Below are 14,382 nucleotides of genomic sequence, written 5' to 3' on the forward strand. Positions count from 1 at the left end.
AAGCTGCGGTTGGAGAAAACCGATGGGACTATTTCGGTCCGGGTGCGTATGAAAAGTTAGGGCACCCGGACGAAAAATGCCCCATCGAGGCTATGAAGTGAGGTATGCGTGCTGTGGGCCTAGGTGCAGCAGCCGAGGGAGTTTGGTGATGCTTCTAACGGATCTGATAATTGAGTCCGCATAGCGGTGGCCACGGACGTAAACTTGAAACTGCCAGTGCCATACACCTCACGCCTAGGAGCCCCGTCAAACATATGGCTGTACACGACGTACACCACGATTCCGCTCAACTATCTGCCGAGCACCGGATCGTGGTTCCACAGGACATCTCCATCTCGCTGCTCCTGGGCCCCGCGGATTCAGTACTCCGCGCAATCGAACAGGGCTTCCCATCCTTGGACTTCCACGTCCGGGGCAGCGCCATCACCATTTCCGGTCCGCAGGTTGACCTGACGCTGGCCGTGCAACTCCTTGAGGAACTGATCGAGGTTGTCTCGGATGGTACGCCCCTGACCCCTGACGTGGTGTCTCGATCGATTGCGATGCTTACCGATGCCGTGCCGACCCGGCCCGCAGACATCCTGTCGTTCAACATCCTCACGAACAAGGGACGCTCGATCCGCCCGAAGACCGTGGGTCAAAAACGTTATGTCGACGCAATCGAGACCAACACGATCACCTTTGGCATCGGTCCAGCAGGTACCGGTAAAACCTACCTTGCCATGGCCATGGCGGTTCAGGCGCTCCAGACCAAGAAGGTCAACCGCATCGTGCTGACCCGGCCAGCGGTTGAGGCAGGAGAACGGCTCGGGTTCCTGCCTGGCTCCTTGACTGACAAGATCGACCCATACCTCCGCCCGCTCTACGATGCACTGCGGGACATGATCGATCCCGAGGCTATCGCCCGCCTCATGGAATCGGGCACCATCGAGGTCGCCCCATTGGCGTACATGCGCGGTCGCACCCTGAACAACGCGTTCGTGATCCTCGACGAGGCCCAGAACACGACAAAGGAACAGATGAAGATGTTCCTGACCCGTCTGGGCAACAACTCCAAGATGGTTGTGACCGGTGACATCACTCAGATCGACCTTCCGGGTGGAACCGTATCCGGGCTACGTATCATCGAGGACATCCTTTCCGGGGTTGAGGATATCGAGTTCTGCCACCTCGGTGCAGGGGACGTTGTCCGACACTCACTCGTATCCCACATCGTCAGTGCCTACGAGCGCTGGGATGTTTCCTCACTCGCGGGACATCAGCCTCGCACCAGTACACGCAGCGTGGCCCGTCACGGCGCACAGGAGAAAGGCACAGGAAATTGAGCATTGAGGTCATCAACGAGTCGGACTACGAGGTCAATGAGGCTGAGTTTGCCGACCTCGCCAAGTTCGTCTTCGAGGCAATGCACATCCACCCCCTGTGCGAACTGTCCATCAAGTTGGTCGACACCGACACCATGAGTGACTATCACGTGCGGTTCATGGATATCGAGGGACCAACCGACGTCATGTCGTTCCCGATGGACGAACTGGTTCCCGGCAGTCCCGAGGACCCAACCGAACAGGGTATGCTCGGCGACATTCTGCTGTGCCCAGCGGTTGCCGTGACCCAGGCTCAGGCTGCAGGCCACTCAACCATTGAGGAACTGCTGCTGCTCACGACCCACGGCATCCTGCACCTACTTGGGTATGACCACCAGGAACCCGAGGAGGAAAAGGAAATGTTCACACTCCAGCGCCACCTGCTGCTCACCTTCTTGGCCTCGAAACACTCATGAACCTCTTCAGCGATGCCCCGGTCGGCGCACTCATCGTCTGCGCGATACTCGGTATCGCGCTCGCAGCGCTGCTGTCTGCGGGTGAGGTCGCCGTGGTCGGGGTATCGCGTGCAGCGCTCGCGGAAGCCAGCGCCAAGAAACCGGAGCGATCTAGACGACTGGCTCTGCTCGCGGAGAATCGGGCACAGGTTGCCGCGATTTCCTCGTTTGCCCGCATGGTTGCGGAGATGTTCGCGACTGCGTGTATCACGGTCACCTATGCCGCGTTTTTCGACGAGTGGTGGCTGGTGGTTCTCCTCTCGGTGCTCTCAAGCGTGGTGGTGGCTCTTTTGCTGGTGCGGATATCTCCGCGCACGCTTGGCCGCCACAATCCCGCAGGCGTGTTGTCCGCGCTGTCCTTGCTGTTGTTGGTCGTGTATCGAACGCTCAGATGGATTGGTCCGCTGACCCGTGCAGCCCGTATTCCAACCGAGGTGGAGACCGAGCATCAACTGAGGCAGTTCGTCGAGCGGGTTGAGGACTCATCGATCATCGAGCAGGAGGAGCGCGACATGCTCCGCTCTGTGATCGAACTGCACGACACTCGGGTTTCCGAGGTCATGGTCCCGCGCATTGACATGATCACGATTGAGGCCGCGACGCCGCTCGCCAAAGCACAGAACCTGTTTGTACGTTCTGGCTTCTCCCGTGTCCCGGTCGTGGGCGAGTCTACCGATGAGGTGGTGGGTGTGCTGTTCTTCAAGGATGCGGCGCGCGTTCTGCTCAACTCCTCGGACCCGGACTCCAAGACCGTTGCAGATGTCATGCGACCCATCCGGTTCTACCCTGAGACCAAGCCTGCTGATGATCTTCTACGCGAGATGCAGGCAACCCATCAGCACATCGCCATGGCTGTAGACGAATACGGTGGCGTTGCGGGTCTGATCACGATCGAGGACATCCTCGAGGAGATCGTGGGGGAGATGGTGGACGAGCACGACACAGAGGCACCAAGCATTGAGGACTTGGGCGATGGCGTGTACCGCGTCCCTGCTCGGCTCTCACTCGATGGCCTTGGTGAGCTCTTCGACATCGAACTCGATGACCCGGACGTTGACACGGTTGCGGGTCTTCTCGCGAAGGCGCTCGGCAAGGTTCCGCTGGCGGGGGCGTCCGCGGAGGTCGAGCACCTACGAATCTCGGCCGACCAGTTTGCGGGCCGCCGAAAACAACTCATCTCGGTGCTCGTCGAAAAGCAAAGAACACACATTTCCGACGAGCCGGGTCAGTCCGGAGAACTCGTCACCCAACCAGCGGGGCAGTACCCGTCAGACCAGCGCGGCTCGGGCCGCGCAGAAAAGGATGCGTAATGGCGCAGAAAAACCAGCCACTGGATGTCGAACACCGCTCGGGGTTCGCGTGCTTTGTGGGCAGACCCAACGCAGGAAAATCGACCCTGACCAACGCGCTTGTAGGGCAGAAGGTCGCCGTTACCTCCAACAAGCCGCAGACCACCCGGCACACCATCCGCGGTATCGTGCACCGCCCCGACGCCCAATTGATCCTCGTGGACACACCGGGACTGCACCGTCCACGCACGCTGCTCGGTGAGCGACTCAACGACCTCGTGAAATCGACCCTCTCCGAGGTGGATGTGATCGCGTTCTGCCTCCCAGCAGACCAGAAGATCGGGCCCGGAGACCGTTACATAGCGGGCGAACTCGCCAAAATCAACGAGAAGAAACACCGCACACCAATCATCGCGGTTGTGACAAAAGCGGACCTCGTGGATCGCGAACGCATGACCGAGCACCTGCTGGACGTGAACCAACTCGGAGACTTCGCGGACATCGTGCCGGTCTCAGCGCAGGACGGCTACCAGGTTGACACCCTCTCCGATGTCCTCGTCTCGCACCTGCCTGAGGGCGGTGAATTCTATCTCGACGGCGAACTCACCGATGAACCGGAATCCGTGATGATCGCTGAACTCATCCGCGAGGCCGCACTCGAAGGCGTGCGCGACGAACTGCCGCACTCACTCGCCGTCGTAGTGGATGAAATTAACGAGCGCGACAAGAAAAAAGACGGTATGCCCATGGTGGACGTACACGTGTCCTTATACGTGGAACGCGACTCTCAGAAGGCGATCGTCATCGGCAAGGGCGGCTCACGTCTACGGCATGTGGGGAGTCAAGCCCGTGCGGGAATCGAGGCATTACTCGGTGCTCGCGTGTATCTTGATCTTCGAGTAAAGGTCGCCAAGGACTGGCAGCGAGACCCGAAGCAGTTGCAACGCCTCGGATTCTAGTCTGCCTGGATTTGCGGCTATCCGTCCTGCCACGCATGCGCAATGGCAGGACGGAACACTTGCCAAAGCATGTGTCGTGCAAGCGCGTGAAGCGCGTGTGGGGCACGAGCCAAAGCACAAACGGAGGAAAGCCCTATGACCAACCTGTCAGCGCCAACAGGCGCGATCGACACCCCACGCACGAGTCTGAAGGAGCGGTTCGCTTCGGTACCAGAGGGCGACTACGTTCGCGACGTACTCGCACTCCTGCTCTTTGCCACCTCACTGGTGCTCCCCACAAGCTATCTAGCAGCCGACGCCCCGCAAAAGGACGCGCTGTTCATCGGCGCGATCGCGATCTCCGCGATCGCACTCGTATTCCCGTATGCTGCCCGATTCGGCTTGCTTCCCGCCACCTGGACCGTCGCGCGGACCAGAGCTATACGACTCCTGCTCGCTGTCCCGTTTGTCTTGCTTTACCTGTGGTACGCGGTTGGCGCACACCTGTTCACCGACGACGCCCCTCTCGGGATTGGTGCGTCCTTCGCTCTCGCTGGGGCCGGCGTGGCGCTGAGCGCGCAGGCGCGCGCGAGTGAACTCGGCCCGATTGATCGTGACCGTAGCCCAGCCTCAACCGCACGCTTCTTCGCGCTGATCCTTGCTGCTCTCATCGCTATTGGGTACATCGGGTCCGCCATATTCATCGCAACGCAGACGGACGGTAAAGCGACCGCACTCGTTTTGACCTTCATCCTCGTTCTTGCAGGTGGAGCTGCTGTCGCGGTACCTGCACTCGCGGCAGTCTTCAAGCACACGCGTGCCTGGATTTCGCTTGCCACCGGATATGCGATAGCGATCACGGCGTTCCTCTACCTCACCGCGAAGGACCCGGCCAGCGTTGTCCCGAAGTTTGAAACCGCACAGTTCTATGGGCCGCTGGCAACGCATCCTGTGGCACTGACCGTGGGACTTGGGCTCTTCCTGTTCCCGGCTTTTGCAGCCGTGGTCTCCGCACCGGCCTTTGCACGGGTGGCACGCCGCAGCAGCGACCTCGAACAGCGTCTCGACCTCGCGGCAATCGTGCTACGCACGATGGCGCTTCTCGGCGCCCTGTTCGCACTTGTGCATGCAGGTTATGCAGTGCTCGTGCCCAGTGATGAACTACGCGCGTATGGTGACGGATTCCTTGCCGACAACATCGCGGCGGCGCTCACCGGTGTGGTCATCGTGGTTGTCGCGCTCATCGCGTTGCGTTCGTTCAACCGCAACCCTGGCACATCACGTGCTCCCATCACCGTTGCGCTGGTGCTCTCGGCCATCCTCGCACTGGTTCTGAATGCGTTGTCACCGTTTACAGGCTTGGGTATCGGTCAACTACTCCTGCTCCTCGCCATCCCAGCGATCGGTGCCTACGCTCTCATCGGCAACAAGTCATCGCGTGATTTCTTTGCCGAAGCCTCCAAGACCCGCCCGGAACCACGACGCGACGCCTACGAGTGGACGGCGGCAAGCGTGGTGCCCCGAGCTGAGGTGCTTGCGGCTCCTGCCAACGGTTCCCCGGCAACACCAACACGGGTCTCGTCAGCACCGGCTGGACGCCGCAGTGAATCCTTTGCTCCCGCTGGTGGAACCACAGGCGCTGTAGCTGCTGTCGCGCCAGTGAGCGGCGCTTCGCCAGACGTACCAGCGACGCGTTCCTCGGAGCAGCGCGAGGCCTCGGTTTCGTCCCCTGTGTCCGGTGACTCCGCGTTCTCTCCAACGACAGGCGGTGCCCCTGCTCTCTCCGAGCCAGTCGCACCTGGGGCCGCAGAACCAGCGCCGGTCGGCGTGACCCGCACGAGCATCCACCAGATGGGCGGCGAGAATATCGATTCGGTTCAGTCCGCGAGCCCGCACAGCGAGGCAACGCAGGTTATTGGAGAGGTCCCCGACGACGCAACGGTGACTGCTTCGCGTGTGGCCAACAGTCGCAACTCGGAAAGCGCTCCGACGGAGACCATCTCTCGAAGCGAGGTATTGGGACTCGAGGAAGCTACGACTGGATCCACCGTCTCAGCCCACGGCTATAGCGAGGCTGAGGCTCTGGACCCGGCAACACCGGCAATTGTCTTGGCGAAGATCGCGGAACTCGCACCAGAGTTACGCCCTGCGTTGGCCAAGAACCCGTCCACCTACCCTGCGTTGATTGAGTGGCTCGGTCAACTCGGTGATCCGGCCGTGGACGCCGCACTCGCGCAACGCGGCCACTGACAGCACGACACCTACCTACGGGCGCCCGTTCTTTGGAATGGGCGCCCGTTTGCGTGCCGAAAGATGTACAGTAGAAGACGTGCATGGCATTAAGCGGGCTTTCCTACTCCTTCTGTGCCGCGACGAGGCTTAGTAAGCCGGTCACTCGTCGCGGTGGTCGTTGTGCCGGCTAACAGGGGTTTCATCCCCTCCACAAGCCCAGAGCACCCACGAAGGAAAGCGAACAATGAACGCTTTGACATCCGCACAAAAACCATCTGGAATGCCCGTACACAAGTACGTCCCGTTTCAGCAGCAGATCAAGGTTGATCTGCCAGACCGCACCTGGCCGGACAAGGCCATTACCAAAGCACCTCGCTGGTGCGCAGTAGACCTGCGCGACGGAAACCAGGCACTCATCGAACCAATGGACCCTGAGCGCAAACTGCGTATGTTCAAGTTGCTGGTGCAGATGGGCTACAAAGAAATCGAGGTTGGATTCCCCTCCGCCTCGCAGACCGACTTCGACTTTGTGCGTCTCCTCATCGAGGATGGGCACATTCCAGACGACGTTGTCATCCAGGTTCTGACCCAGTCGCGTGAGCACCTCATCGCCCGTACCTTCGAGTCGCTCCAGGGTGCCAAGCAAGCCATCGTGCACCTGTACAACTCCACCTCGATTGTTCAGCGCGAGGTGGTGTTCCGCAAGGACAAGGCGGGCATCATCGACATCGCACTTGAAGGTGCGAAACTGTGCCGCAAGTTCGAGCACACCATCCCAGACACCGATGTGTACTACGAGTACTCACCGGAGTCCTACACGGGAACCGAACTCGAGTTCGCGGTTGAAATCTGCAACGCCGTCCTCGAGGTACTGGAGCCAACCCCTGACCGCAAGGTCATCATCAACCTGCCCGCAACGGTCGAGATGGCAACGCCAAACGTGTATGCCGACTCGATTGAGTGGATGAACCGTCACCTGGCCTTCCGTGAGAACGTGGTGCTCTCACTGCACCCGCACAACGACCGGGGTACTGCGGTTGCGGCTGCGGAACTCGGCTACCAGGCCGGTGCTGACCGTATCGAGGGGTGCCTGTTCGGGAACGGCGAGCGCACCGGAAACGTAGACCTCGTGACCTTGGGAATGAACCTGTTCTCGCAGGGAATCGATCCTGAGATCGACTTCTCTGACATCGACAACATTCGTCGCACAGCCGAGTACTGCAACCAGATCCCGGTCCACGAGCGGCACCCATACGCCGGGGACCTCGTGTTCACCGCATTCTCCGGATCACACCAGGACGCAATCAAGAAGGGCCTTGAATCGATGCAGACCAAGGCCGACGCTGCGGGCAAGACCGTGGACGACCTTGTCTGGGCGGTTCCGTACCTGCCGATTGACCCGAAGGACGTTGGCCGCTCGTATGAGGCGGTTATCCGCGTGAACTCCCAGTCTGGTAAGGGCGGCATCGCCTACCTGCTCAAGACTGAGCATTCCCTGGACCTGCCACGCCGCCTGCAGATCGAGTTCTCCCGCGTGGTCCAGAACGTGACAGACACTGAGGGTCGAGAAGTCAGCGGAAACGACATCTGGAACATCTTCGTGGATGAATACCTGCCTGCTGATCCCGCGAGCGAGGAACTGAGCAACTGGGGTCGGTTCGTGCTGCAGGGCACCCGCGTCAGCTCACATCATGGTGAGTCCGACACGCTCGAGGTGGACCTCACCGATAACGGCGAGGAGTTTACCCTTCGGGGCACTGGAAACGGTCCTATCGCCGCTTTCATTGCAGTTCTTGCAGGACATGGCGTGGACGTTAAGGTCTTGGACTACACCGAACACGCACTGTCTGAGGGCGGCGATGCCCAGGCGGCGGCCTATGTTGAGTGCAAGGTCGGAGATGAGATTCTCTACGGTGTGGGTATCGACCCATCCATCACGACCGCCTCGCTCAAGGCGATCGTGTCCGCGATCAACCGTGAGGGCCGTAGCCACCAGCCAGAGGTTCAGAACTGACGTCTGAGCTCTAGGTCCACCGTCTTGAGCGCTGGTGGGCGCCTGCCAGAACGAGAAAGGGGCGTGGAACCACACATGTGTGGTTCCACGCCCCTTTTTGCTATGCACCTGCCTTGTACCCTTCGCCCATCTGTCAGGTTTCGCGACCCACCTAAAACTGTCGTAGTTAGGCATGATGGCTCGCCACGACAGTTTTTGACGTGGTCGCGGGCGAAGGAAGCGAGACGATATGCCCGCCCATTGCTGCGCACCTCCAGACGTGCTTTGAGCGCACTCATCATGCCCTGGCTGCTCTGAACGTGTAGAAATTACTTCTCTGTGAGGGTAGTTGCCCCTCACAGAGAAGTAATTTTCTACACATTGAGTCAAACGCACACTATCTCGCTAGCCAGATATGTCCTGACTACTGGTTCACGTGGGTGGCAGTGACTTTTCCCTCGGCTTGAAATATGGAGTATTTTCCAGTGAAGGCTTGTGGGCGTGAATACTCTATGGTGAGCAACTACGAGAAGGCATCCACCATGGGTATGAGATCAGACGTGTTGTATCTGGACGTTTGGCCTGACTGGCGGGTGACGAGTGGTGAGGTTTTGTGAGGCTTGAGTGGATCGAGTGTGGGCAGCAGGTACTCAGGTGAGAGAATAGATGCATGCCGCTGTACCGTGACGATGCCATCGTGATGCGCGCCCAAAAGCTCGGGGAGGCGGACCGCATCATCACGCTGCTCACGCGTGAATATGGAAAGGTCCGTGCCGTAGCCAAGGGCGTACGCCGAACCTCCTCGAAGTTTGGTGCCAGGCTCGAACCCTTCATGCACATCGACGTGCAACTCAATGAGGGCCGCAACCTCGACATGATCACGCAGGTTGACACGATTGGCGCCTATGCCAAGGCGATCTGTGAGGACTACACCAAGTACACGGTCGGCGGAGCGATCCTTGAGACCGCGGACAGGCTGGTAGTCGCAGAACACGAGCCAAGCACGCAACAGTACTGGCTACTTGCGGGCGCGCTACGTACTCTCGCCGAGGGAAACAAACCACCGGAACTGATCCTAGACTCCTACCTCCTGCGGTCATTCGCGGTGGCGGGGTATGCACCATCTTTTGAGGACTGCGCGCGCTGCGGTGCACCGGGGCCGCACCGGGCGTATTCGCTGCCTCAAGGCGGTGCGGTCTGCCAAGACTGCCGTGCCCCAGGTTCGGCCTCGCCTGCGCCGCAGACGTTCCAGTTGCTCTCCGCCCTACTGAGCGGAGACTGGGACGCGGCGTTGCGCACTGACGTGAGGACTCGTCGTGAAGCAAGCGGCCTTGTGGCCGCATTCTGCCAATTTCACCTAGAACGCACCATCCGCTCACTGCGCATGGTTGATCGAGTAGGACAGTAGATCTCATGAATCAACGCACCCCGGTTGCGCCGCCACCGCACCCGTCCGGCGAAGTTGCCCCGAACATTCCGCGTGAGTTCGTGCCCAAGCACGTTGCTATCGTGATGGATGGAAACGGACGCTGGGCCAACCAGCGTGGGCTGCCGCGCACGGAGGGACACCGGGCTGGGGAAGCATCGCTGCTCGATGTGATGGCGGGAGCCATTGACATAGGTATTCAGCATGTATCGGTGTATGCGTTCTCAACTGAGAACTGGTCACGGTCACCCGAGGAAGTGCGCTTCCTCATGGGCTTCAACAAGGACGTGCTGCGCCGTCGCCGTGACATCATGAACGAGTGGGGCATCCGCGTGCGATGGTCTGGACGCAGGCCAAAGCTGTGGCGATCGGTTATCAAGGAGCTCGAAACGGCCGAGGAGATGACCAAACACAACACCACGTGCACGCTCAACATGTGCGTGAACTACGGGGGCCGAGCGGAGATCGCCGATGCCGTAAGCGCGATAGCGCGAGACGTGGCGGCAGGACGGCTCAATCCCAACCGCATCAACGAGAAGACCATCGGCCGATATCTTGATGAGCCAGACCTACCGGATGTCGACCTGTTCCTACGTTCGTCGGGGGAGCAGCGGATCTCCAACTTCATGCTGTGGCAGTCCGCCTATGCGGAGATGGTGTTCATGGATGAGCCATGGCCGGAGTTCGACCGCCGCAGGTTATGGCGTGCCGTCGAGATCTACGCGCAGCGAGACCGCCGCTATGGTGGCGCGGTGGACAAGCCGGTATCCCGATAACCTCCAGCCCGTGGGAGATAGTACGGTTTCCTTTGTTTCGCCCAACAAAAACTTACGCGATACGGAGAAAACGGTGCTTTCAGCGGGAGTTCCGTGAGCGTTCGGGCGCGGACGTGGGCGCTGGCGTTGGAACACCCGTAACTCCAGCCGCCGTTGAATCGGTGAGTGCCGAGCCATCAGTTGATACCGGGGCCGACTCAGCCGCAGCGACACGCCGCCTACCGCGCACACGCACAACGTAGAACACGATCCCAACGACAACCACGAGAATCGCCGTAGCGCCAATAGGCGAACCTGCTGCAGCAGTCAAAGCCGCCGTCCAGGCAGCCCAACCGATTGTCGCGTAGATGATTGCGTGTGCGATGCAGCCGAGCAACATCGGCCAGAGCCACACGAAGAAGCGCATCTGGGCGAGGCCAGCGGCAACATTGACGATCGTCTTTGTGCCGGTCATGAAAAACGAGAAGAACACCGCGGGAAGCCCCCAGCGTTCGAGCGTGCGAGATCCACGTCCCTCGCCGGTGCGCCGGATGGACTCTGCGATACGGCGCATGCGGGGATTTTTGATGTCTGTCCGCTTGAGCGACATGTAGCTGACATACCGGGCGATCCAGTAGAACACCTGGGTGCGGATGAACACCACGGTGAAGAAGAACAGGAAAAGCTGGATGACCGGGGTGTCGTCAACTGAGGGCATCGGGGTGGATCACTCCATGCAGGCTTGGCAGGTGCCAAACAGTTCGATGGTGTGTTCGATGTTGGAGAACCCGAATGAGGCGCCGACACGCTGTGCCCAATCCTCAACCGTGGGGCCGTCGATCTCGACGGTTTTGCCGCAGGAACGGCACACCAAGTGGTGGTGGTGTTCGCTGCGTTCGCACTCACGGAACAGCATTTCGCCGTCGGAGGTGCGTAGCACGTCGAGTTCTCCGGCGTCGGCGAGGTTCTGCAGGGTTCGATAGACGGTTGCGAGACCTGCGGAGTGACCGTTTTCGCGCAGCAGGTCGTGAAGTTGCTGCGCGGACTTGAAGTCGTGGGTTGCGGCAAGCAGTTCAGCGATCGCTGCACGCTGCTTGGTCATTCGTTGCACGTATCTGGCTCCTTGATTCCTGCTTCCGCCAACGCTACATCATCTGGCACGTCAGGGTGTGGGTCGTGGCCGATGTGCTGGGACTTGGTCAGGACTGCCCGCACGAGTGCAACCACGACGTACACGATAACAGCCAACACTACGATCGTAGCGCCAGGGGAGAGCGGAACCCAATAGGTGATGGACAGTCCGCCGACCGTCACGAGAACACCGATCACCATCGCGATGCGCATCGTGGTCTTGAATGATGCGGTCATGAGTTGGGCCACAGCCACGGGGAGGATCATCAACGCGGACACAAGCAACAGGCCGACAACCCGCATCGACACGGTGACGGTCAGTGCTGCGATCACGGCGATGGCCAGGTTTGCGGTGCGCACCGGAAGGCCTGATGCGCGGGCGAACTCTTCATCGTGTGACACCGCAAAGAACAGGGAGCGCAGGCCAACACCAACAGCGATGATGACCGCTCCAAGTCCCGCGATGAGCACGAGGTCGAGTTGTGTGACCGTTGAGATGGAACCGAACAGGTAGGCCATGAGGTTCGCGTTGGTTCCACCGGCAAGGCCGATGAGCACGACACCACCTGCGATACCCGAGTAGAACAGGATCGCCAGAGCGACATCGCCGGAGGTCTTGCCGCGTTCGCGCACGAGTTCGATCGCAACCGAACCGATAATCGCCGCAACCACGGCACCGGGAATGGCGAGGGCATCGCGCTCCACGAGTCCCATTGCCGCACCGATGATCCAGCCGAGGGCGACACCGGTGAGCGCCACGTGACCGAGGCCGTCACCGAGCAGGGACAACTTTCGTTGCACGAGGTACACGCCCATGACCGGGGCGGCGAGGCCCACGATGAACGCAGCGATCAGCGAGCGCTGCATGAGCGGGTCGGTGAACAGAGCCGCGATCTCAGAAAAGAATGTCATGATTCGAATCCTGTCTCGGCGATCAGCGGCGAGCCCTCGGGGGTGAATCCCTCATGCGGGTGGACATGCTCGTGGTCATCATGCGCGTGATGGTCCGCAGCACGCAACGCCGCGCCGTCGTGCACGATTTTGCCATGCCGCAGCACGACGGTGCGGGTGATGAGCGGTTCGAACTCACCGAGTTCGTGCAGCACCACAACAATGGTTTTACCGTCGGCGACAAGACGCTCCAACGTCTGCGCGAAGGCGACCTGGCTGGGGCGGTCCACCCCGGCGACCGGTTCGTCGAGAACCAGCAGGTCTGGCTTGCGCACGAGCGCGCGTGCGATCAGCACGCGTTGTTGCTGGCCACCTGAAAGGTGCGCCATGGTGGTGTCAAACCGCTGTTCAAGACCCACCTGGCCAAGCGCTTGGCGCGCAAGTTGCCTGTGTCCGCGCGGCAGTCGCAGACGACCGCCATACAGCAGTCCCGAGGACACAATCTCTCCCGCGGTCGAACCCATGCCCGTCGCTGCAGCGACACGCTGCGGCACGTATCCTAGACGCTGCCAGGGTACGGAGGCGCTCAATGGCTCGTCGAAAAGTGTGACCGAACCCCTTGTTGCTGGAACGATTCCCGTCAGCGTGCGTACAAGCGTGGACTTGCCGGAGCCATTGGCTCCGAGCAGTGCCACAACCTCGCCCTCACCGACCTCAAAGTCAATCCCGCGTAGGATGTGGCTGGCCCCGATCTGCACGTGCAGATCGGTGGCCCTCATGATGATATTGCGGCTCATTCGCAGAGCATACCTGCCTTAAGGGCAATCAGGTTTGACTGCATGACGGAGAAGTAGTCTTGCGTGTCGTCGACCAATCCTTCGAGGGGGTCGAGTACGGCTGTCTCAATACCCAGGTCGCTTGCTAGGGTTTGCGCGACCTTCGGGCTGGTGAGGGTCTCGAAGAAGATGGTCGTGATGCCGGTGTCCGCGATGGTGGCACGGATTTCGCGGATCTTGGCTGGGCTTGGCTCGGCTTCGGGATCGATTCCCGAGATGCCGATCTGCTTGAAATCATACTTGGCTGCGAGATACCCGAATGCCTCGTGGGTGACAACAATCGTGCGGTTTTGGCAGGTTGTGCTCAACTCGTCTGCGTACTGCGCATCAAGCGCAGTCAGATTGGCGACGAGTGTGGTTGCGTTCGCCTCATAGGTTGCGGAGTTGTCGGGGTCGAGTTCGCTCAGTTCGTGGGCGATGTCCTGCGCAGTGGCCGCGAGTAGCGTTGGGTCGAGCCAGAAGTGTGGATCGGTTGCGCCGTGGTCATGACCGTCGTGCGAGTCGGCGTGCTCCTCATCTGCGTGGTCGTCGTCGGTGTGCTCCTCATCCACGTGATCCTCTGCATCATGATCTACGTGCTCATCATCGCTTGAGTGATCGTCGGCGTCCTCATCGTGGGCGTCGGATGCGGGGCCTTCCGCGTGAACTGAAGCGTCATAGACGTGCTCGGGGTTGCGTGCCTCGATCGCCTCGTCGACGGCCTTTTGGAAACCGGCCTGGTAGACGATCAGGTCAGCGCTCGAGATGGAGCGAGTGTGCGCTGGGGAGAGTTCGAGGTCGTGCGGCTCAGCTCCTTTCGGGGTGAGGGATTCCACCGTGACGAGGTCGCCGCCGATCTGCTCGGTGACAAACTGCAGCGGGTAGAACGAAGCGAGCACATTCAACGTGCTGGCATCCTGTCCGTTCTCTTCGGAGGATGGGGTGGTGCAGGCGGTCAGCGCAAGCGCAGCGGCGGCGCTCAGGGCTAGGACGTGCAGGGAACGCTTCTTGATGTTCATGAGATCCATTATCAATAATTCTGGGGTTCTACGTCAAAACGTCGTTCGTCACACCCTCATCCCTGCACCCGTCA

The 14,382-nt window shown here is 60.3% G+C and carries 13 protein-coding genes; 8 read left to right on the top strand and 5 right to left on the bottom strand.

All coding sequences use genetic code 11. The annotated features are described in order from the left end of the window. Positions 1-254 precede the first annotated feature (254 nt). The 8 genes from ACFSYH_RS01080 (at position 255) to ACFSYH_RS01115 (ending at position 10,473) form a co-directional block, all read left to right on the top strand. The gene (locus ACFSYH_RS01080; RefSeq protein ID WP_377464597.1) at positions 255-1,325 is read left to right on the top strand and encodes a PhoH family protein; all 1,071 of its coding nucleotides are present in this window, start codon (positions 255-257) and stop codon (positions 1,323-1,325) included. Continuing rightward, positions 1,322-1,780 (top strand): rRNA maturation RNase YbeY, encoded by a 459-nt coding sequence (ybeY, locus tag ACFSYH_RS01085; RefSeq protein WP_377464599.1) that lies wholly within the window; start codon positions 1,322-1,324, stop codon positions 1,778-1,780. The genes ACFSYH_RS01080 and ybeY overlap by 4 nt, the downstream gene beginning before the upstream one ends. Next, positions 1,777-3,129 carry a hemolysin family protein gene (locus ACFSYH_RS01090; RefSeq protein ID WP_377464600.1) on the top strand — a complete coding sequence of 451 codons (1,353 nt, stop codon included), beginning with the start codon at positions 1,777-1,779 and terminating at the stop codon, positions 3,127-3,129. Before ybeY ends, ACFSYH_RS01090 begins: the two co-directional genes overlap by 4 nt. Beyond that, entirely contained in the window at positions 3,129-4,067 is a 939-nt protein-coding gene (gene era / locus ACFSYH_RS01095; protein WP_377464601.1) for a GTPase Era, read from the top strand. The genes ACFSYH_RS01090 and era overlap by 1 nt, the downstream gene beginning before the upstream one ends. 135 nt (positions 4,068-4,202) lie before the next feature. Further along, entirely contained in the window at positions 4,203-6,296 is a 2,094-nt protein-coding gene (locus tag ACFSYH_RS01100; RefSeq protein WP_377464602.1) for a DUF7937 domain-containing protein, read from the top strand. 226 nt (positions 6,297-6,522) lie between these two features. Next, on the top strand, positions 6,523-8,292 hold the full coding sequence (gene leuA, locus ACFSYH_RS01105) for a 2-isopropylmalate synthase (RefSeq protein ID WP_377464603.1): 1,770 nt from the start codon (positions 6,523-6,525) through the stop codon (positions 8,290-8,292). Positions 8,293-8,941: 649 nt separating this feature from the next. Then, complete coding sequence (gene recO, locus ACFSYH_RS01110; RefSeq protein WP_377464604.1) at positions 8,942-9,679, top strand: DNA repair protein RecO; 738 nt, start codon at positions 8,942-8,944, stop codon at positions 9,677-9,679. Between the two features lie 5 nt (positions 9,680-9,684). Further along, positions 9,685-10,473 (top strand): isoprenyl transferase, encoded by a 789-nt coding sequence (locus ACFSYH_RS01115; protein ID WP_377464605.1) that lies wholly within the window; start codon positions 9,685-9,687, stop codon positions 10,471-10,473. Positions 10,474-10,552: 79 nt separating this feature from the next. Here ACFSYH_RS01115 and ACFSYH_RS01120 read toward each other — a convergent pair whose 3' ends face one another. Genes ACFSYH_RS01120 through ACFSYH_RS01140 form a run of 5 tightly spaced genes read right to left on the bottom strand, consistent with a single transcriptional unit; the run spans position 10,553 to position 14,308 of the window. After that, positions 10,553-11,170 carry a DedA family protein gene (locus tag ACFSYH_RS01120; protein WP_377464606.1) on the bottom strand — a complete coding sequence of 206 codons (618 nt, stop codon included), beginning with the start codon at positions 11,168-11,170 and terminating at the stop codon, positions 10,553-10,555. A gap of 9 nt (positions 11,171-11,179) precedes the next feature. Continuing rightward, positions 11,180-11,563, bottom strand: coding sequence for a Fur family transcriptional regulator (locus ACFSYH_RS01125; protein WP_377464607.1), 384 nt, complete (start codon positions 11,561-11,563; stop codon positions 11,180-11,182). After that, entirely contained in the window at positions 11,551-12,495 is a 945-nt protein-coding gene (locus tag ACFSYH_RS01130; RefSeq protein WP_377464608.1) for a metal ABC transporter permease, read from the bottom strand. Before ACFSYH_RS01130 ends, ACFSYH_RS01125 begins: the two co-directional genes overlap by 13 nt. After that, positions 12,492-13,271, bottom strand: coding sequence for a metal ABC transporter ATP-binding protein (locus ACFSYH_RS01135; RefSeq protein WP_377464609.1), 780 nt, complete (start codon positions 13,269-13,271; stop codon positions 12,492-12,494). The genes ACFSYH_RS01130 and ACFSYH_RS01135 overlap by 4 nt, the downstream gene beginning before the upstream one ends. After that, positions 13,268-14,308, bottom strand: a complete 1,041-nt coding sequence (locus ACFSYH_RS01140; protein WP_377464610.1) for a metal ABC transporter substrate-binding protein — start codon at positions 14,306-14,308, stop codon at positions 13,268-13,270. The genes ACFSYH_RS01135 and ACFSYH_RS01140 overlap by 4 nt, the downstream gene beginning before the upstream one ends. Positions 14,309-14,382: the final 74 nt, after the last annotated feature.

Origin of the sequence: Populibacterium corticicola, assembly GCF_042683685.1 — a bacterium.
In the GTDB taxonomy this organism is placed as follows: domain Bacteria; phylum Actinomycetota; class Actinomycetes; order Actinomycetales; family Cellulomonadaceae; genus Timonella; species Timonella corticicola.

Excerpts from the sequence above, each read along its gene's own strand:
- ACFSYH_RS01080 (WP_377464597.1), top strand. The coding sequence starts at position 255 with ATGGCTGTACACGACGTACACCACGATTCCGCTCAACTATCTGCCGAG.
- ACFSYH_RS01090 (WP_377464600.1), top strand. The coding sequence starts at position 1,777 with ATGAACCTCTTCAGCGATGCCCCGGTCGGCGCACTCATCGTCTGCGCG.
- era (WP_377464601.1), top strand. The coding sequence starts at position 3,129 with ATGGCGCAGAAAAACCAGCCACTGGATGTCGAACACCGCTCGGGGTTC.
- ACFSYH_RS01100 (WP_377464602.1), top strand. The coding sequence starts at position 4,203 with ATGACCAACCTGTCAGCGCCAACAGGCGCGATCGACACCCCACGCACG.
- leuA (WP_377464603.1), top strand. The coding sequence starts at position 6,523 with ATGAACGCTTTGACATCCGCACAAAAACCATCTGGAATGCCCGTACAC.
- recO (WP_377464604.1), top strand. The coding sequence starts at position 8,942 with ATGCCGCTGTACCGTGACGATGCCATCGTGATGCGCGCCCAAAAGCTC.
- ACFSYH_RS01115 (WP_377464605.1), top strand. The coding sequence starts at position 9,685 with ATGAATCAACGCACCCCGGTTGCGCCGCCACCGCACCCGTCCGGCGAA.
- ACFSYH_RS01120 (WP_377464606.1), bottom strand. The coding sequence starts at position 11,170 with ATGCCCTCAGTTGACGACACCCCGGTCATCCAGCTTTTCCTGTTCTTC.
- ACFSYH_RS01130 (WP_377464608.1), bottom strand. The coding sequence starts at position 12,495 with ATGACATTCTTTTCTGAGATCGCGGCTCTGTTCACCGACCCGCTCATG.
- ACFSYH_RS01135 (WP_377464609.1), bottom strand. The coding sequence starts at position 13,271 with ATGAGCCGCAATATCATCATGAGGGCCACCGATCTGCACGTGCAGATC.
- ACFSYH_RS01140 (WP_377464610.1), bottom strand. The coding sequence starts at position 14,308 with ATGAACATCAAGAAGCGTTCCCTGCACGTCCTAGCCCTGAGCGCCGCC.